This is a genomic window from Photorhabdus hindustanensis, from assembly GCF_002968995.1.
Lineage (GTDB): Bacteria > Pseudomonadota > Gammaproteobacteria > Enterobacterales > Enterobacteriaceae > Photorhabdus > Photorhabdus akhurstii.
The window spans coordinates 55,679-75,769 of the sequence record NZ_PUWT01000003.1; the positions used below are offsets into that span (position 1 = coordinate 55,679).

The 20,091-nt window shown below is 40.9% G+C and carries 11 protein-coding genes; 5 read left to right on the plus strand and 6 right to left on the minus strand.

Features of this window, described 5'->3' with window-relative positions; genetic code table 11:
• Nucleotides 1-267 precede the first annotated feature (267 nt).
• The 5 genes from C6H66_RS27550 to C6H66_RS01570 form a co-directional block, all read right to left on the minus strand.
• Complete coding sequence (locus C6H66_RS27550; RefSeq protein WP_422615605.1) at nt 268-1,422, minus strand: calcium-binding protein; 1,155 nt, start codon at nt 1,420-1,422, stop codon at nt 268-270.
• 1 nt (nt 1,423) lies between these two features.
• Nucleotides 1,424-10,837, minus strand: a complete 9,414-nt coding sequence (gene rtxA, locus C6H66_RS01555; RefSeq protein WP_422615606.1) for an MARTX multifunctional-autoprocessing repeats-in-toxin holotoxin RtxA — start codon at nt 10,835-10,837, stop codon at nt 1,424-1,426.
• Between the two features lie 1,151 nt (nt 10,838-11,988).
• Nucleotides 11,989-12,150: a cysteine peptidase family C39 domain-containing protein gene (locus C6H66_RS27555; RefSeq protein ID WP_422615609.1), complete on the minus strand. Its 162-nt coding sequence runs from the start codon at nt 12,148-12,150 to the stop codon at nt 11,989-11,991.
• A gap of 172 nt (nt 12,151-12,322) precedes the next feature.
• Entirely contained in the window at nt 12,323-12,790 is a 468-nt protein-coding gene (locus C6H66_RS01565) for a hypothetical protein (RefSeq protein ID WP_105394619.1), read from the minus strand.
• 80 nt (nt 12,791-12,870) lie between these two features.
• A complete protein-coding gene (locus C6H66_RS01570) occupies nt 12,871-13,506 on the minus strand; it encodes a hypothetical protein (RefSeq protein WP_105394620.1) in 636 nt (211 codons plus the stop codon).
• A gap of 815 nt (nt 13,507-14,321) precedes the next feature.
• Here C6H66_RS01570 and C6H66_RS01575 point away from each other — a divergent pair.
• From C6H66_RS01575 to C6H66_RS01595, 5 genes are all read left to right on the plus strand, one after another.
• Nucleotides 14,322-15,011, plus strand: a complete 690-nt coding sequence (locus C6H66_RS01575; RefSeq protein ID WP_105394621.1) for a PAS domain-containing protein — start codon at nt 14,322-14,324, stop codon at nt 15,009-15,011.
• 36 nt (nt 15,012-15,047) lie between these two features.
• Nucleotides 15,048-15,734, plus strand: coding sequence for a helix-turn-helix transcriptional regulator (locus tag C6H66_RS01580; protein WP_105394622.1), 687 nt, complete (start codon nt 15,048-15,050; stop codon nt 15,732-15,734).
• Between the two features lie 462 nt (nt 15,735-16,196).
• Nucleotides 16,197-16,865 carry a helix-turn-helix transcriptional regulator gene (locus C6H66_RS01585; RefSeq protein WP_046394644.1) on the plus strand — a complete coding sequence of 223 codons (669 nt, stop codon included), beginning with the start codon at nt 16,197-16,199 and terminating at the stop codon, nt 16,863-16,865.
• 532 nt (nt 16,866-17,397) lie between these two features.
• On the plus strand, nt 17,398-18,675 hold the full coding sequence (locus C6H66_RS01590) for a hypothetical protein (protein WP_219847602.1): 1,278 nt from the start codon (nt 17,398-17,400) through the stop codon (nt 18,673-18,675).
• A gap of 4 nt (nt 18,676-18,679) precedes the next feature.
• Complete coding sequence (locus C6H66_RS01595) at nt 18,680-19,552, plus strand: DNA methylase (RefSeq protein WP_146111010.1); 873 nt, start codon at nt 18,680-18,682, stop codon at nt 19,550-19,552.
• Nucleotides 19,553-19,642: 90 nt separating this feature from the next.
• Here the strand turns inward: C6H66_RS01595 and tssE are convergent, their stop codons facing one another.
• The gene (gene tssE / locus C6H66_RS01600; protein WP_046394646.1) at nt 19,643-20,071 is read right to left on the minus strand and encodes a type VI secretion system baseplate subunit TssE; all 429 of its coding nucleotides are present in this window, start codon (nt 20,069-20,071) and stop codon (nt 19,643-19,645) included.
• Between the last annotated feature and the right edge of the window lie 20 nt (nt 20,072-20,091).

Consider the following 20,091-nt stretch of genomic DNA (forward strand, 5'->3'; position numbering starts at 1 on the left):
GATTTGAAAAATAAAATATTTATAGAGTAATTTATTAATATTTAAAACATAAAAACACCACAGATATTTAACTTATCTATTACAGAATCACTATGAAAAAAATAATAAATTATTACAATCAATTCGATAATAATAACCCTGTTTTTAAACAAAATAGAAAAACTTAATCAAAATATAAAACAAAAAATGGCCCACCTTTCTGTGAGCCATTTTTATTTCTATAACAACGTTTTTACTGACTTATAGAAAGAGCTAATAAAGAGTTAATTAAGCAAATTTCCCTTTACCAATCGTCACATCGGTCCACGCCGTTGTGATAGCCGTTTTCGCCTGACTGTCCAGACTCTCAATAAAACCATTATCACCCACAGTCGGGGAAAAACCACTCATGGCCTGAATCAAAGAATCCACCGCATTATCTGACAGTGCGGTAAATTCACGCTCCCCTGACACGTTCTTATCACTCATCCGAGTCACCAATTTGGCGCGATTGCCATTAAAGTAATCATTAAAGGTGACTGAACCTACCGATTCAAATCTCCCCTGAGCGGTATTGTCCTGAGTATGGTGATTCACTGACAGCACCAGATCATACCCGCTACGCTGGAACCACAGATTTTGCCAGTCAACACCGTCAAACAGGATCATATCTTCTGCGTTAATATCGCTCACTCGGTTATCAATCACCTCTGCGCCGACCACAAAGCTATCCACACCTGCGCCGCCCCGGAAATGGTTCTGATACCCGCCTAATACCAGCAGATCCTGACCTTCACCGCCGTCAAATTGGCTGAACTTCGAAATAGCCGCGGCTATCAAGTGATCATCGCCTTCGCCACCATTGATCACCGCATGGTAGCCCATCAGCTTAATCGCATCATTGCCGGAATAACCATCGATCCGGTTGTCATTGCCAAATACTCTGGCAAAATCGTCTCCTCCACCCAGTTCGGCCTGATTATTATTGCCGATGATTACCGCATAATCCTGACCTTCCCCACTATCCACCCGGTTATAGTTGCCGGAGGTGACAACGTAATCTTGTCCGTTACCGGCATCAATAAAACCGCCTTCACCAAAGACAAATATCTGGTCATTGCCTTCCCCCATAAATAGATGGTTAATACGCCCGGCCACTACTGCGGTATCATCCCCCTTACCGCCAAACATCCAGTTTTCACGTCCCATCAGGATGCCAAGATCATTGCCTTCACCGCCGGTAAAGATATTGGAAGTCCCTAGCGAGTAATAAACATCATCGCCACGGCCACCCCAGAAGTTGTTGTTATCTCCCAGATAGGCACCGAGATCTTTACCATCGCCTCCCCAGTTGAAGTTATAGTTTCCCAACGATACATGGATATCGCCATCACCATGCAAATGCCCGCTGTTACGCAGGAAATCAAACGTTTTTTCTTCCATATTAAGCAGATCGGTCGTCAGGTTTTTTTTTCAGGTTAACCACTAACGATTTCATCTCTCGCTGCTTCTCTTCGCTAAACATCGTGGCAAACAGATTAGGTAAGTTAAGTGAATTAAAACCAAATGCAGGCTTGGATTTATTATTGGTCTGAGCATTTTCTCCATTAATACTCACCGCAGATCCTGATTCCTGACGCTCATCGGGCGCTTTCTCTTTCAGGCCATGACTCTCCGCAAATGACCTGACGCCATCCTCGCCCATATCAATGCCCGCCTCCAGATTATCAAGTAACTTTTCTGGATTGGTGAAAGCTTGCAATTGATCACCACTAAATTCCCCAATCACTTCCAGCATCTCTTGCAGAATCGCCTCACCATCAACCGATTCGCCGGTGCGGGAAAGAATTTTCCCCTCCGCGGTGTAGTTCACGCCCAAAATATCCGCTAAGGTGGTATCCGCATTTACACTCGCTAATCGACCAATCAGTTTATTCTTAAGCTGACGCGGCAAGTCCTTTGGATTATAGGTAAAGGTGGTCTTCGCCATGCCCGTCGCCGAATATTGCTGCGTCATCAGGCCAAACAGCGAACCCAAGTTAGTATCCAGAATCGACTGGATATGGTCACCGAACATTAGGTTCCAGTTACCGGTTGTCACCTGAATATCGGCGCCACGCCCGCCTACAGCAAAGTTGAAGGCCAGCTTCTGATTGGCCTGACGGAATTGCGCTATACGACTTATTTTGCCCATACCGGTGCCATTGCCATGTTCGCCTAGCCACTGATTAAACTTCTTGTTCAATGTCAATTCAGCGTCATGCTTCAAACCACGGCTGCTGCGCTCATGTTGCGAATCCAGATCAGTCAATGTGTTGTAGTCCACGCTGCTGGTTTGGTCCAAACCGGACATATCCTCCACAAACCTCTTCGCACCGGCGATGGTCCACTGCTGATCTTGCGCCGCCAACCAATCGTGATCCTCACTAAAACCGGCAATCCCTTGCAGTACGTGAGCAATACGCACGGCACCATCAAACGGATTAACCAACGGCGGCGTTGGAATGGATTTATCCATCATCACAATCAGATCATTACTGCGGCCCTGATTAAAACTGACATTACGATTACCAATAAACATTTGCGCCCCTTCAAGCGCTTGATAACCTGCAACATCGAAGCTGTGTTTACTGTCGCCATTACCGACATGCACCATCACATTGTTATCACCGAAGGCCAGTGATTTAAAACCACCGCTACCCACTTTAATACCGACGTTCGAGGTTCCCCAGTTGAGGGCGGTAAACTCGCCATCTCCCACATTCACCTGGATATTACCGGAGTAACTGAGCTGATTATTCGATTGATCGTCAGGGGCAACCTGAATCGTATTTTCACGTTTCTTAGGTTGAACTAACACTTCATTGTGGCCGGTAATCGCGCCTTTAATAACGGTATCCGCTTCGGTGTGTCCTACCCTGGAGAGGTTGATATCACTTTCAGCAATACCACGACGAACCGGTTCGCTATGCGTGATCAGCGCATTTTTATCATTCCAACTTAATACAACTTTGTTATCAGACAGATTATTAACCCATTGGTTATGTTGATCACGGGTAAATTTGCGTCCACCGGCATCAACCGCCACTTCACTACTGCGAGCGGAAACATCGCTGCGAATGCCTTGCTTATCCAATACGGTGATAAAGCGACGAGCAAAGCCATCCCGTTTGTCATCACTGATCAAAGAACAACCCACAATACTGATGTGATCAGGTTTGTAAGTTATGCTTTTACCCAGATTAACGTCCCGATAAAACCGCGTTAATCTGGTCGCCAGTTCATCAGCCGCGTAACCACTCAGACGAATGTTATTTTGCTCCGACGTATCGCGACCATGACCGACAATCTGCCAACGTAACTTCCCGGATAATCGGGCAAGATCGCCATAAACCACACGATATTTGCCCCTAGAGTCAAGTTGAATCACTACGCTAGAATCGGAGTGTTTACCCGCCAGATTGGCCGCGGCCTTAGCGACGACCGGATCATCCTCCATTTGGATAATAATCTGACCATCAAAGCGAGTTTCACGGCCATCAGCCTGTGGCGTCACCTTCTCTACTTGCCAGTCACCGAGTGGTCTGCTCATTTTCTTATCCTGATGAGGATCGTCGATGATAGTCGGTTCTGGCCTCTTATTTTTACCCGATAACCCGTCTAACTCTTCCACCGCTGGACGACTTTGTGGCTTCACTCTGACATGTTTCTGATAGAATTCCCCGGTTTCCTGAAAAGCGTTATCCAGCGCCTGACTTACCCACACTTTGCCTTCTTCACCGGCAATATCCACCAGATCCCGATAATTGGCAGTGTAGCTGTTCAGTACCTGTTGACGTTCGTCACCCGTTGCCTGTAGCGCCTGATAAACCGCCAAACTTTCATTGACAGAATGGCCTCCATCAAATACCAGAAACGCCAGCGTGTTGAGATAACCCTGCCCAGAGGAAAAGCCAGGTTGCTCTCTGGCAATATGGTGATTAAGGTGAACCATGATATTAGTCGAGCCAGAAGCTCCCGTCACCACAGAGTGGCCTTGAGCTAACGCATGACGCTCAAATTCCGTCTCCCATCCAGGAACTAGAATCCGCCCCGCCGCGACCTTCCGCCCAAACAGGAAATCATCGTGCTTGCCATTCGCAGGTTGATAAGGCAACGCTGTGCCATAATCGTTGGTCAGCTTGCCCGCAACTTCTACTCTGTATCTAACATCCGCCCCGGCGGTCAGTTCAGAACTGGTCGAGCGGGCTTTAATGATAACATCCTCATAGAAACGATCCCCTTCAAGCTTCCATGCCGTTCGATCCATCCCCATCCCAGAAGTAATCGCCATTTTTACCGACAGAAACGGCACTTTGATCACATCAAAACCGTTATTCACCGTGGTCATCATAGCCTTGAAATGGACAAAAGTTGGCTCGTCTAGAAATGTCGTTACCTCAGGGACCCGACTAAACCAAGGGCGAAAATCCTGATTGATGGCTCTGGCAAAAAGGCGCATCTTAGCCGCAATATGCTTGTCACGTACAACCTGATCCGAGTAATAACCGCTTATCCACTGCTCAAATTCCTGCACCAAGAAATTGCCCGTTCGCTGTGCGGCATCTCTGGCCTCCGGCGATGCGGTTTTCACCAGTTCATAAGCCAATTCAGAATCAAAATGGCGGCCAAACAGGTTGTCAATATACTGCCCGGTCATCTTCTCTTTGCGGGCATCAGTCAGTAATTGTTGAGCCAGAGAATGCAGTTCAGGATGCGCCTGCAATTGAGTAACGGCATCTTCAAATAGCTTGATGGTTTCCTGTTGTGTCACTTGTCCGCTAAGCCAAAGATTTTTGGCTCGTTCAATTAGCGGCATACCTTCGGGAGTCATTTCCTGCTGCAATCGGCTAACGAAAACAATCAGGCTTTCACTTTCAATTCTCGGTGCCTCGCGTTCCGCAACAGAGTTAATTTGAGTCAATGGTTTAATTTGTAAATCAGTGAGATGATTAATTTCACTCTGTGCGATATCATCTTTCAAGCCCACTATACGCCCAAACCCATCAAACGATACCTGTTGATCAAACTGTGCAACATGGTCAGGCGCTAGGCTAACCCCTAAAATCCCGGCTGATTCAGCTCTTTTTGCTTGAAGGTAGGCAACTCGTTCCCCCATTTCAAAACGCAGGCTTTTAACTAATCGGCCACGCCTGGCAAATTCATTGGGATCATGCTGTTGCCAATGAGCAAGCGCTTGCTCAAGCTGCAACACATGCCGCTCATCAGGTTGTTCAACCGTATTGTTGAAAGCCTCTCGTACTGCCACCAGCGCCTTACTGGGCCGATCGGTATTTATCTGACCAAGATATCTTTTCGTCGAATCAATAAACCGTTTGTCACCCTGACTCAGCAAGAAAGGCTCAAACTCTCTCAGGATGGAAGAATGGGATTTAAGGCTATCTCCACCAGCAACTTGCCCTAACCCTTGCAAATTGATACCCGAAATTACAGGTGCTTTTGTGGTTAACTTTCTCGGTTGATTTGAGGCAGGTTCCGCAACCCTATCGGATGACGTTCCGGTAAGCCGCGAAATGACCGAAGCACCGACATGTTCAGCACGAATACCCCTGTTGATCTGTAGTCGATTAACCGCCCGTCGCGCACTATTCAATGCCGCCAAATCTGCGGCTGTGAGTGTTAGATCTTCACTGTTCCAGCCATTAGCTTCCGTTTTGGATTCAGGATTAATATGACTTTTCGGTTTCGCTACGTCGATTGGTGTATAAGCTTTTCCAGACAAGCCACTGCCGATCGCCCCGCTACGATCGGGTTTTGCACCACCAGCCTGTTTCGCTCCTTTCGCATCAGCCTGTACCTGAGCGGCTTTATTTTTCGCTACCGCGCTATCATATTCACCGCGTTGTTTCGCTTCTTCATATACGGCATAGGCATCGCTTTCCGCTTTTGCCACTCGCAGACGTTGTGAATCCGCTTCTTTCTGTCTTGATCTCGCTTCTGTACGCGCATCCTCAATATTGTCGTCTGTGTTCTTTATATTCTGATAACTTTGCTCTAAACCTGCTTCTGATTTGCCAATTGCCTTTTTTACTTGTTGTTGGTTATTAATAAGGCACGGCTGTAAATCAGCTAATTTTTTCTGTGAAATAAATTTAGTGTCATCTAATTTTTCCTGAGTACGGTTCAAATATCCCATAGCAAACCGGTTACGCCACTCATCACCCGATTGACCTGTGTAATTGACATAGCCATTAAGCGCATTCAGACGTTGAGTCATGGAGAGCAACTCTTTCGTTACCATTCTAGACTCTCCACTTATTGCATCACGCTGTACTTGTCCATTGGTATTCAGCGCATTTTGATTTGTTGATTCCAATTGAAGTTGTGATTTTGAAATTGTTTTAAGTTGGTCATCCCGTTCTTGTTCCAGAATGCGGCGATTTTCCTCCGCTTTCTCTTTATCACTTAACGCATTTTGCGCAGCGCTGTCCTGTTTTGCATGTTTAATAACAGCATCAGCTTGTGATGATGATTCACTCTGAGTCGAATCAACTTCGTCTCCAATATGCAAAGCATGCTGGATAGCCTTAGTATCAGGCGTCTCCACCTGAGTGACCGTACCGCTTAATTTATTACGCAGATCCGAACCAACGCCATCAATGGCATTCATCTGGAAACCATCAATGGCAGAAACTTCAGTTAAATTAATCGCCCCTCGGCCTCTATACGTACCAGAACTATTCGCCTCATTACCGTGAATCAAATAGCTAATCGCCTGACTACCTTCCACACCTAACACAGTTTGTCTAATCGTTTTAAACAGAAAGGAAAGGTTATTACTTTGCGTATTGCTTTCCGCAATAGAAAGCGTGTAGAAATCGCCGTTACCAACCTTAATCGCCACATTATTACGCGCATAAGAGGCGTTAATCCCCAGACCATCACCAACATGAATATTGGCATTGCCCTTGCCTTTCATGATCGCAACATTAAGACCATGCCCGACTTTAGTATTAACGTTATATTCACCCCACGCTGCGTTAACGGAAATACCATCACCCACTTTGGTATTAATATTAAAATCGCCATGCGTCGCAGTAACACTTAAACCATTCCCCACCGTGGTAGTAATATTCGCTCTGCCTTTTGCCGCAGTAACCTGCACACCATCACCCACTTTGGTGACAATATTCCCTTTACTCCACAAAGCATTCAAGCTGTCACCGTTACCTACCTGAGTCACAATGTTGGCATCAGCTGTGGCAAGTATGACATTGCGCCCATCACCGACCTTGGTAATCACATTAGCTTTGCCCCAAGCGCCGGTATAATCATCACCTTGCCCCACATGGGTGATGATATTGGCATCCCCTTGAACAACCGTGACTTCCTGCTTATTACCCACTTTGGTAATGATGTTCGCTTTGCCTTTGGCAAAGTTATAACGGTCGCCATCACCAACCTGAGTCAGGATATTAGCCTCCCCCCAAACAGCATTAACGCCGGTACCGTTCCCCACTTTGGTAATGATATTCGCTTTACCTTTGGCGAAACCCACCGTCGTGCCATCACCGACATGGGTCATAATGTTACCCACATCGGAAATAAGTAAACCGACGGTTATCCCGTCACCGACCTTCGTTAGAATATTGCCCTTACCGAATAGCACGCCGGCAGTGGTTGATGATCCCTTATGAGTGATGACGTTAGCCTCCGCCGCCGCAACCACTCCCATAAAATCATCGCCCACTTTGGTGACAATATTCGCCTCTCCTAACGCTAAAACACCGGTTAAGCCATTACCGGAATGAGTCATGATATTGGCTTGACCAAACATTGCCGCCAATGTTGTACCATCACCTACTTTGGTCATTACATTCAGCTCACCGGCAAACAAGCCAAGACTGGCGCCATTACCTAGATGCGAATAGATATTGGCTTCACCAACCATCAAACCAAACGTCAAATCATTACCCGCTTTCGTCAGGATATTGCCCTGCCCGATCATCGCCGCAAAAGTTGAGCCATTACCAATATGGGTCATCACATTGGCCTCGCCGATCATTGCCGCCAGCGTCATACCGTTACCCACTTTGGTGGCGATATTGCCTTTAGCCAACATCAAGGCAGCACTCATTTCATCACCAATGTGAGTAAACACATTGCCGGCAGCGATCATCAATGCCAGCGCCTTACCATCCCCCACTTTGGTAAAAACATTCCCCAAACCTCCCATCAACCCCCATGCATCACCGTTGCCAGCATGGGTAAAGATATTGCCCGCGCCAATCATGGCCGCAATCGCAGTTCCATCACCCACTTTAGTAAAAACATTGCCTGCGGCTCCCATAACTCCCAGAGTCTGACCGCCACCGACATGAGTCAGTACATTACCTATGCCGAGCATGATACCTGTGGTGTCACCGTTTCCGACCTTGGTCAAAATATTAGCGCCGCCTAACATCATCCCCGTCGTACTCCCATTGCCAATGTGCGTAAACACATTGGCGCCGCCGCCCATCAGCGCAATAGCACTACCTCTGCCCTTTTTCGTCAAAATATTGGCGCCGCCTAACGCAACCGCCGTGGTACCTGATATTTCATCATCGTGGAGATGGGTGATAATATTCGCACCACCAAGCATACCGGCAACCAAATCACCGGCGCCAAGCTTAGTCAGCACATTAGCGCCACCCACCAGTACCGAGGAGACCTTCCCCTCACCTGTTTGGGTCATCACATTAAAACCACCGGCGCCTAACCAATTGGCGTTGCCATTACCGATTTGACTATGAGTGTTGTACCCACCAAACATGATAACTCGGCTATCGCCACTACCTTGGTGGATCGAGATATTACCTATCGCCAGGAGATGAGCCAGATACCGCCCATCACCGATTCGGACCAATACGTTTGCCGCACCGCCAGCGTAAACATCCATTTCTCCATACTGGCTTTGATGCACCAGCACGTTTGCCAGACCTGCGCCACGGAATGTCAGATTGCCCTGTTCCCCACGCTTCACAATCACATTGGCAGCACCAGCGCCTGCAAAATTAACATTACCGCGTGTGACACTGGAGGTAATGACATTGCCGCCCCCCATGCCTTTAAAATTAATGTCACCGGAACTGTCACCCATATCCGTAGATAATTTCACCAACTCCTGATGACTATACTCTTCGGTATGCGCTAAATGCTCAGAAACACGACATACTGAATTCACTTTGTATTGCAGATGGGTTAGGGAGTATCCGCCCACATCCATTGAGCGATAACCATTTTTAGGGGAAAAATCTTCGGCAGCCAGATTGCCGGTATGATCACCTTCTTTATACCAAGCACTGGCATAATATTGCAGCGCACCGGTTTCAGGATTATTCGCCAATTCAACCATCACCACTTTGGTATATGACTCAACATACCTGGCATAGATATAAGTGTTCGGTTGACGGTTTGATTTCACTGCTGACACATCCAATATCAAACCACCGGAATGGATTGCATGCCCATGCATTTTGGCATCAATCAACGTGACATCTCCTGCTCTGGCATTGGTTCCACCGGCATAAGTCACCCACTGGTTTTCCTGCAAATCTTCTTCAACAGTATGCTGAATAGTAACGGGTTGATGATGCTCAAAGATTAAATTAAAGAGGCGGTAACCACCATTGGAACGTATATCGAAAAATCCATTACTTGAAGAGATATTCTCCGTAGCAAGATTATTGAGATGATTGCCCTGTTTGTACCAAGAAGTAGCGTAATAACCGAGCTTACCGGTTTCAGGATCATTTTGAAGTTGAACCTTAACCAGCTTAGTGTACATTTCATCGGCCAGCGCAAAGAGATAAGTATTAGGCTCGACAGTTGATTTAATCCCAATCACCTGTTGGTGTTGGGATTGTTGGAGCCACTTTCCCCCTATTGTCGCTGTCGTTAACACAATCTCTTCGGCTTTAGCATATTCCAAAGCGCCATCACGAGAGCCGCTATCTGCGCCGATTCTTGATATTTCATTGTAAGCACCGGCACCATCGAAAGTAATATCACCATGTGCGACATCAGAATAAATCCGGTTATAACCCCCTGCCCCTTCAAATTCGATATTACCGTGGGTCCGACCATATTGATCTTGGCTTTGGCGCAAACGCTCAATACGATTTGATGCCCCGGCGCCATGCAAAATAATATTGCCTTCTCTACCTTTACGTATAATGTGATTATCCACCCCGGCACCTGTGAAATTAATATTGCCGTTTTCAACCCGTGAACTAATACTATTTGCGGCTCCCCCGCCTTCAAATTTCACATCGCCGTGACTTTTCTCATAGTGATCATACCAGGTACGATCAATTTTATTACCAGCGCCGGCGCCAAAGAAACTTAAATTGCCCTGATTGGTTTCATGCCATAATTCGTTATAACCACCGACACCTTCAAAAATCACCTCACCAGATTGCCCTTTACGACTCAGGCCATTATAAGCAGCCGCCCCAGAAAAATTGAGATTACCGCGGCTTCCCCGGTGATCGATAGCAACCCCTCCCGCCGCGCCAGCAAATGAAATATCACCATTGCCACTCTTATCAATACCTGAATAACCGGCAGCGCCATGTACTGACAGATTACCTTCCTTATCCACTATTTTTAAATATCCGGCGCCGCCATTGACAACCTTATTACCAGAATCAGCATAGACCGTCGCCCCAATCGATCCGAGGGTAATACGATCATCGCCTCCTTTGGCATAAATAACTCCTCCTACGCCGATGGCAACAATATTATTACCATCATCATCATCGTAGTATTTTCCAGTAAAGAAATATTCTGTACTACGGTTTGATGATTTTCCCATAAATAATCCCTTAATTTAAGTTGAGGTTAAATAGAAAACCACTGCATCTGACAGATACAGCAACGGTTTTGAGAATCGAGTTTTCCGTGGACAGTGCGAATCCACCGTTCTTACCACGGTAAAAATATAATGACAGCCATCAATGATGGCATTATTTGGCCTAATTAGTCAGATTACCCTAACTCTATTAAGTTACTATTTCATTGATTATTTACTTTATGTTCAATGCAATAATGAGAGAAAACACCTTTGTTATGATTGATATCAAAGATGATTGTTCGAATTTTTTAAACATATTTCGCCCTTAACAAGAAATTTATTCACAAAGATTGTAGAATATATAGTGAAATAAAAACCTAAGCTCAGAGACATAATGAGCTTATATATACACATAGTGTTAAATGAATAATCAGAATAAAATAATATAGAGCAAAAACTCAAAATCAATATTAATACACAAGAAAGTCTGTTTACCCCCCACATATTGCCCTATATCCCCACATTGATGTTAACAATACAAATAAGACAGTAAAAAATAAGATTAAATCACAGATTAACCTGTTGTTTTTATTAAAATTATTAAAAGATTTTCATAAATCAAATTACTAAGGTTAAATTATTAACATTGTTGCATCAGAAATGTAGGTAAATTTAACTTATTTCTTTGCAACAAAATATCTATAGTAAAAAAATAACCGTTCACTTCCATTATTCTGATATAAATAAATGCGAACAATAAATACAATATTACTAACTATAATGAGTTAAATTAATAGCAAAATTAGACTTCAAACACTGTTCTGGCAATTTATAGACTTTACAATGAGGGATAACGCGTTGGGTGAGGATTGATATATCGCAAGTTAATTATAATGGAATCATTCAGATCGATTATGAAAAAACCCACAAAGTGGGTCTATTGGATGGGTAATTCGCTAGGGCAACCGCATAAATGATCAAATATTACCCATATTAGAAAATCCCGCTTGTAACACTTGATAGCTGTAATTTCATTTTACCCATTATACTTACTGCCCAAATGTCTTTACCAAATGTGACATCTCTTAGTTATTAATCCGGCGGTAATTTATATCTGTTCATATAACTCCTAAAGGAATAGGATTACTGAAACTCCGATGCTGACGTTATTTCTATTGCGACTCCAGTGAAATGTTTTGATATTTCATTAATAGATAAGATCCTTTCTCTGGATCTAATATAAAAAATTTGTTTTTATTGGCTTTTTCTAAAATAACGAAATGATTCATATCCCAATGGAATATGCAGGTTTTTTTAAAAGGAATGGATCTCACTTTCAATCAAAACCCTATTATTTATTTTTAATACAAATATTAAAATAAAAAGAAAAAATATCAAAAAAACACTATTGAATATAAAAAAATAGAAGATGGGTAAATTTTAATTATTGTATTGGCAACCCACCTATTTTCATCCTTCTATTTATTTAAACTTTTAAAAATACTATCATTCATTATTATTTTGGCACCAAATCTTAATTAGATAGTCATATAAACAAGTGGTTATAAGGCAAATAAAAAACCAGTTAATCCATGATACTGAATTCTGTAAAACAGATATTGTAAATGGATTTCCTATAGCATAGTCCATCAATGGTTGCCTAACAAGCCGTCCCATGATTGCTAATTCAATTAACCACATAAGGATACCTCTTGTGATAGAGGTATATGTAGGAAGACTCTTTTTTATGAGAATATATAAAAATGTTATACCCAGTCCTGTCTCTAAACTTGTTAATGCAGCAAGATATCTAACATCCCAAGACGGAGCTACAGTTATATTGCTTACTTCATTCCTTATATAAGGAACTACCCACTCGGAGTTGATAACATGAATCACAAAACCTACACAAGAAGTCAATATAGATACGATTAGAATAATAAGAAATATTAATTTTTTCTCTTTGTTTACCATACAATCCTCTCTTTAAAAGTAGGAGGGGAATTAGCCCCTCCTTTTCACTAATTTGTGGGGACCCTCAGCGCAAAGTGGGTCTATTGGATGGGTAATTCACTTTTCGAAATAATTGCCAATCTATTCTGATGATGTTCAGGATCTCCCCATAACCAAGATTCTTGGCGACTAACATCATTCTGGGTCAAAATCTTACGCAACTCACAGGTAATCATATCATAAGCATAAACATGCATATTATACGCCAGCGCGTCGTACATACGGGCCTGCCAAAAAGAAATACCGTCATGAGTCTGGTTCATATCCGACACAATCACATTATAAGATTCGAGCAAGTAACCGAAGAACACCTGACCAGCCAGTTCATGCAAAACCGTTCGATGTTCACGTTTCAGAATACGCCAAACAAGAATTTGTGTTACTGGACGACAAGTCACTACCACATTTGGCTGTATAACTACTCGATTATAATAGGCGACCTCTTTAGACATATCATTAACCAACGCAAGTTCGAAGTGGGATTGACTGATACGATTACCAAATCGACCATCAATACGAACCATGCGATAACCTGGCGAAAGTAACAATCCTTTTATCTGGTCAGTAATATCAACCCCATTCATTAACGCAACATAAAGGGTATGATTATCTGAGCTTCCATTCAAATGAGCAAAAACCTCATTAACCTTTTCAGGATTTACCAATCTTATTGACATATAGCCTCCTCCTATCCCCCGCTAATCCTCTAAAAAGGACGATATAGTTATCAAATTCATAACTGTACCTTAGATCGAAGGTAACGATATGATCTTTTCACTTCCCGTCAAACTTGCGTGTTATACATGTGAAGTAACGGATCGCATTAAGAAAAAATTAAATTCAAATAGAAAAAACCAAATTTATGTTAGCATCATTCATTAAGTATTTACTACTTAATCCCAATAAGTGTAACTACTGCCAGCTACCCTTTAATAAGGGTAGTTAGCACAAACAATATGAAAAACTAAGAATATATACTTAACACAACAGACGTAATTTATTGAGTTCAATCTTTAGGTCACATCAAAAATGTGTTCAAAAACTACCGTTTTTTTCACGCTACTGCTCAGATTTTTTCTTTATTACAAAGAAGAGTAAATAAAATAATTTAAAAAAAAAGCCCTTAAGCATTAGGACAAATAATTATTTATCAATTGAAAACAGCTAGAATGCTGATAGTTTTGAGTATAATCTGTACTTATTGACCACCAATGATGCCTGTTTTCCAGCTAAAAAATGGCGGATATCAGGCACAGCAACAGTCTCCAATCGCTCTTTCAATAAACACAAAAATAATCCACATCTAAAATAGTATATATAGTTATATTCATTGTCATTTAAAGTTTCATTATAAAATAGTAAAAATTCAATTAATAAACATACGCTTTTTGACGAGAAAAGCATTATATCCTATTATATAGCTGTCCGACTAAGACATAATCGAAAACACAACTGTTCAGATAACAATTTAAATCGAAATTTAGGAGTTACTATGTCAAATATAAGAAACAAATCCACTCTTATTACGCCACAATTAACCATGATGTGGGATAAAAGCAATGAACCTTGGGGTGCCAGAGATCACCAATCAAGGTTTATTTATGCTAACCCTGCTTTCTATCAACTGCTCAACCTTCCTAAAGATTTCGATATTATAGGGCTTTCTATGGGTGAATTACCTTCACCTGTTGCTGAACATGCAGAAGAATTCCACCGTCAGGACCAAAAAGCCATCCAGACTATGCAGCGCGTCACTTCATTGGAAACGCATCAGTTTGGAGAAAATAACATTAAACAAAGCTATATTTGTGATAAATTTCCCCTTTTTGATGAGAATAATGATTGCATTGGGATCTTCTTTCATATGTACAAGGCTCAAGATTTTTCTGTTTCTTACTATTATGAAAGAATATCGCCAACAAACCTGGAATTTATGCCACCGAATAATATTCTGACACAAACCGAGTGGGAAGTCCTTTTTCTGACTTTACGCTCACAAGATGAAGAGAGCATCAGTCAAGAATTAATGATGAGCACAGAAGATGTCGTTAATCATATTCAGTCAATTTATCAGAAATTTGACTTATCACCTCATGTAGAGTTAGCAGATTTCTGTAAGAAAAATAACTATCATCTATATATTCCTGAAAGATTTCTCACTATTGGTAGCAGGGAGTTATAAATTTATAAGCCATTAACTACACAATAGGATCTCATTATGAGAAAAACCAATAAGCTAGTTATCTCACCTCAAGTCATTAATACTTTACAGCAAAGTAATGAACCTTGGGGAATCAAAGATAAAAATTCGTGCTGGATTTTTGGTAATCAAACATTTAAATATATTCAAAATCTTTCAGGCTCATTTGATTATGAAGGGCGATATGATGATGAAATTCCTTGGGATGGGGCTGAGTTTGCAAAAGAATTCGTTATTCACGATCAAAGTGTAATGGAGAAACAAACAAGATTATGTTCGCTTGAAACTCATATGTATGGGAAAGATAAATTTCTATCATCTCATTTTTGTGAAAAATATCCACTCTATAATGATGATAACGAATGTGTCGGCGTCATTTTCCACGGATGGGAAGCTCAAGATTTCTCATTTACCCGTCTATTTCATGGAAAACTTCCTTCGTCTATATTATTTCAACCACCAACTGATCTATTTACGCAACGGGAATGGGATGTTATTTTTCTTCTGTTACAAAAATATACCAGTAAGCAGATGGGTAGGATGCTAGATATTTCCTATCGTACGGTTGAAACCCATCTCTCGCGAATATATAAAAGAATTGGTGTTCACTCTAGTCATCAATTGGAAGATTATTGCCGCACAAATGATTATGATCTTTACGTACCAGAAAGATTTGTACATCCAGAAAGCAGAATATTTCCTTAACTCCTAAATAACAACCGAGTTTTTATGCAGAAGAACTATGAAATATCACCTCAAATTGTTAACGCAATGGCAATAAGTCATACACCGTGGGGCGTAAAAAGTAGTTCTTCATATTTTATTTATGGTAATTCAGCAACAAAAGAATTTACTCATAATATTGAGGAATTATTTGATTGCAGAACACCTTATAATCATAAACCTCCTTAGAATTATTCTGAATTTGTAAGATAATCAATCGACTAACAAATGTACTTTTGAGCTAACAAATTGCTGGATATTACTATATAAACTATTGTTTTAAATATAATAAACAAGAAATTAAAACAATAATCCAGTCTGCCATAACATATAAAACTAGAAAATTATTATGAAAAAATTTAATTTTATTGCTATACCCCAGAAAGCACCAGGAAATCCAAAAGTAGAATGTTTATTTAAGCTGAAAACTATTAAGGAGTTTTTATGAAGAACTGTACGATATCACCTCAAATCATCAATACAATGGAAATCAGCAATGAACCGTGGGGAATAAAAGATAGTTCTTCAAATTTTATTTATGGAAACTCAGCAACCAAGAAATATATTCATAATTTTAAAGCATCATTTGACTACGAAGGGCTTCATGATCATGAACTTCCTTGGGACGGAGCTGAATTTGCTAAGGAATTTATTATTCAAGATAAAAAAGTCATGGCAACAGAGCAAAGAATATGTTCAATTGAGACACATATATTCGGACAAAATCAAATTTTGTCATCTTTTTTCTGTGAAAAATCACCTTTTTATCATGAAAATGGACATTGTATCGGCATCATGTACCATTGTTGGGAAGCCAAAGAGTATTCATTGTCTTACTTGCATCAATATTATAAAAAACTACCGGCATCAATTATGCTCCAACCACCAAGCGATATTTTTACGCCGCGTGAATGGGATATCATTTTCTTCTTTTTACAGAAATACACCAGGAAACAGATTGGACAGAAATTAAATATTTCTCACCATACCGTTGAAACTTATATGTCTCGGATATATGGCAAGATAGGTATTCATTCTAGTCAACAACTGGAGGAATACTGTTTAGCGAATAATTTTCATCATTATGTGCCAGAAAAATTCTTATTGTCATAGCAATTTTATTATTAAACCGCTCTGCTGCTAATAATAAAATTCAATCTGGACGTACCAGAAGAAAAAACGGTAGCCTTGATCTATTAATAAGGCTACCGCTGAAACAGTATAATTAATTTCATTATGGTAAAAAGAATTAAAACAATCCCCTTGTCTTTATATTTCAATTTAAAATTTTATTTACCTAGATATTGTAAAAAATAATATCAGGAATATTGTTCTTGTAAACGATAAAATATCGAATCCTCACAGACAGAAAATATCCTACCACAAACCCAGTGATAATATTCATTGTAATCATTAAAACGTTTATCTCATCGCAAAATTTATTATTAAAATTCAATCTGATATGAAAACTGTATTTAATTTATGTCACAATTTTACAACTTTATTAACAATATCGCTATTGTTGTTCAAATCGTTGTTATTACCTTATTTCTAGATGAATATGGGGAAACAAAATAATCGAATAAAAAACAGTCTTAATAAAAGATGTTTTCGAGTACAATAGTCCTTTCTACACCAACACGAAATGACAAAAAGATTTATGCTCAAAAAAACAGCTCGCTCAGGAACTTTTACCGATAACATGAAACTCCCTGTTCACCGGTGGTTTCGCTATTCCGCTGGTTTTTCGGCTGAGTGGGTGAATTCTGAGATTTTAAAATTTCAAGACGAAATGGGTAAAAAAGCGATAATTCTTGAACCTTTTGCTGGTTCAGGTACAACCAACATTGCAGCCGATTTTTTTAATGTTAGCTCTTTCGGATTTGAGGGACATCCCTTTGTAGCAAGGATCGCAAGAGCTAAACAGCTTTGGTATTTAGATACGAATGACCTAAATGATGCAGGAGAAGAGCTTATCGCATACGCATCGTCTTTAAAGACAATGCCCGATCCTATTCACTACAACGAAAATAACCTTTTAGGGAAATGCTACTCCGTTGATTCATTTAACAAACTTGAACGATTAAAAATTGCATATGAAAAATTATCTAATGCTGAACCGATCTGGGAATTGATCAGGCTAAACATAACATCAATATTGAGAGCATGTAGCCATGTGGGCACAGCTCAGTGGCAATATGTATTACCTAATAAATCCAAATCTAAAGTGCTAGATCCCTTCGAAGCTTTCTCTGGGAAGCTTGAAATGATGAGAGCCGATATGCTTCATGCAATTTCGTCAGGTTGGCAGAGCTACTCACATATTGAACACAAAGATGTGAGGCAACCGTTTAAAGCAGAAAAGTGTAACTTGCTAATTTCATCACCGCCATACCCTAATAACTATGATTACGCAGACGCAACAAGACTAGAGATGATGTTTTGGGGGGAGATAAATGGCTGGGGAGACCTCAAAGATGTTGTCAGACCTTCACTGATGAGATCATGTTCTCAGCACTCGTCTTCAGATAAAATCGACTTGGATGAAGTTCTTAGCAATCCACTTCTCTATCCAATAAAAGATGAAATATCTGATGTAACCAAAAAGTTAGACATAATAAGGCATAGTAAAGGCGGTAAAAAATCCTACCATACCATGATTGCAGCTTATTTTTTAGACATCGCCAAAATATGGATAAATATTCGTAAAAATATGGAGAAAGATTCAAAAGCCTGCTTTGTTATTGGTGACTCCGCACCATACGGTATACATGTTCCTGCTGAAAAATGGCTTGGGGAACTTGCTGTTTCTGCCGGTTTTTCCTCTTTTAGCTTTGAAAAGCTAAGAGATAGGAATGTTAAATGGAAAAATAGAACACATACAGTACCTTTACATGAAGGTCGTTTATGGGTTGAAGGGTAAGAATATGGCCATATCTCCATCTCACAAACTTGGGCAACTCATTGGGAACATACTCGAAAATTTATTCGTTCCTTTATTACAAGATATAGCAAATAAGACAAACTTATATCTTGATGTTGTTGGACAACCAAGAAAAGCACGCAAAGGAAAAAAAATAACTTGGGAAGATACTTATGGAAACACTCATGACTTAGATTTCGTATTTGAGTATTCTGGTTCAGCAACAACATTAGGAAGACCCGTCGCCTTCATTGAATCAGCATGGCGTCGATATACCAAACATTCAAAAAATAAAGCTCAGGAAATTCAAGGTGCCGTTCTTCCTATTGTAAGTAAATATCAACTTGAATGTCCTTTCAAAGGCGCAATACTCGCCGGAGAATTTACAGAACCTTCCTTGAAACAACTTGAGAGTTGTGGTTTTCAGGTTCTGTATATTCATTATAAAGATATTGTTTCAGCATTCGCTTTAGCCGGGATTGATATGGCTTTTGATGAAGATACCTCAGAAATAATCCTTGCTGAAAAAGTTGCACTTATTGAACGACTTAAACAAGATCAACTTGAAATAGTTAAATCTAGTATTTTTAACTCAAATAAGGCAAACATTGAAAAATTTACAAAAGCATTGGAATGGAAAATACAAAAAACACTCAAATATGTAGTTATAACCCCTTTGTATGGGCATGACTTTAAATTTCAAACTTTAAAGGAAGCTAAAGACTTTATTGCTACATACAACAGCACGCTCATTCCCAATCACCTAATATTCAATACATTTCTAATCCATGTTAAGTACATGAATGGTGACAGTGTTGATGCTGAATTATCTAGTACTCAATCAGCTTTAGATTTTCTAGAGCGAATTCTCTCTTAAACTACCAAAGGCTTGCACAACAATGGCAAGCCTTCACTTTGTATTACAAATGATCATTTACGACACGAGTAACAAAACACACACAAATACCTAATCCATATACCCTTGCTGGCGTAAATGGCGGATCAACACATTCCCTTCCGGCACAAACTCAGTGCTGAAACGCACCAGCCCTACACCTTTGAGTTCAGCATTGATGACATAACGCAGATGCCCCGGAGCAAGCTCCGGCAATAACGTCACATTGACTTGCTTCAAACGCGGTTCATAAGTCAGCAACGTGTGTTCAATTGTCGAGATCAAGCGCTGCGACGACGCGGGCAACCCTCGCAGAATGGTGTTGAGATCAGGCAGACCATAATCGGGCAGATGGGTAAGCGAACCGGCACGACTATTGAGGATACGCTGCATATTGTCTAATACCGACAAAATTACCTGATCTTCTTCACTCACCTGATGTAACTCCAGACCACAATTAAAATTGCCGAAAAGGCTTTCATACAGAGAAGGTTTTTTCATTTATTCGCTCCTTTTCAGGC

Coding starts and splice junctions, on each gene's coding strand:
- C6H66_RS01570 (WP_105394620.1), bottom strand. CDS start 13,506: ATGTCAATAAGATTGGTAAATCCTGAAAAGGTTAATGAGGTTTTTGCT.
- C6H66_RS01575 (WP_105394621.1), top strand. CDS start 14,322: ATGTCAAATATAAGAAACAAATCCACTCTTATTACGCCACAATTAACC.
- C6H66_RS01580 (WP_105394622.1), top strand. CDS start 15,048: ATGAGAAAAACCAATAAGCTAGTTATCTCACCTCAAGTCATTAATACT.
- C6H66_RS01595 (WP_146111010.1), top strand. CDS start 18,680: ATGGCCATATCTCCATCTCACAAACTTGGGCAACTCATTGGGAACATA.
- C6H66_RS01565 (WP_105394619.1), bottom strand. CDS start 12,790: ATGGTAAACAAAGAGAAAAAATTAATATTTCTTATTATTCTAATCGTA.
- C6H66_RS01585 (WP_046394644.1), top strand. CDS start 16,197: ATGAAGAACTGTACGATATCACCTCAAATCATCAATACAATGGAAATC.
- tssE (WP_046394646.1), bottom strand. CDS start 20,071: ATGAAAAAACCTTCTCTGTATGAAAGCCTTTTCGGCAATTTTAATTGT.
- C6H66_RS01590 (WP_219847602.1), top strand. CDS start 17,398: ATGACAAAAAGATTTATGCTCAAAAAAACAGCTCGCTCAGGAACTTTT.
- rtxA (WP_422615606.1), bottom strand. CDS start 10,837: ATGGGAAAATCATCAAACCGTAGTACAGAATATTTCTTTACTGGAAAA.
- C6H66_RS27550 (WP_422615605.1), bottom strand. CDS start 1,422: ATGGAAGAAAAAACGTTTGATTTCCTGCGTAACAGCGGGCATTTGCAT.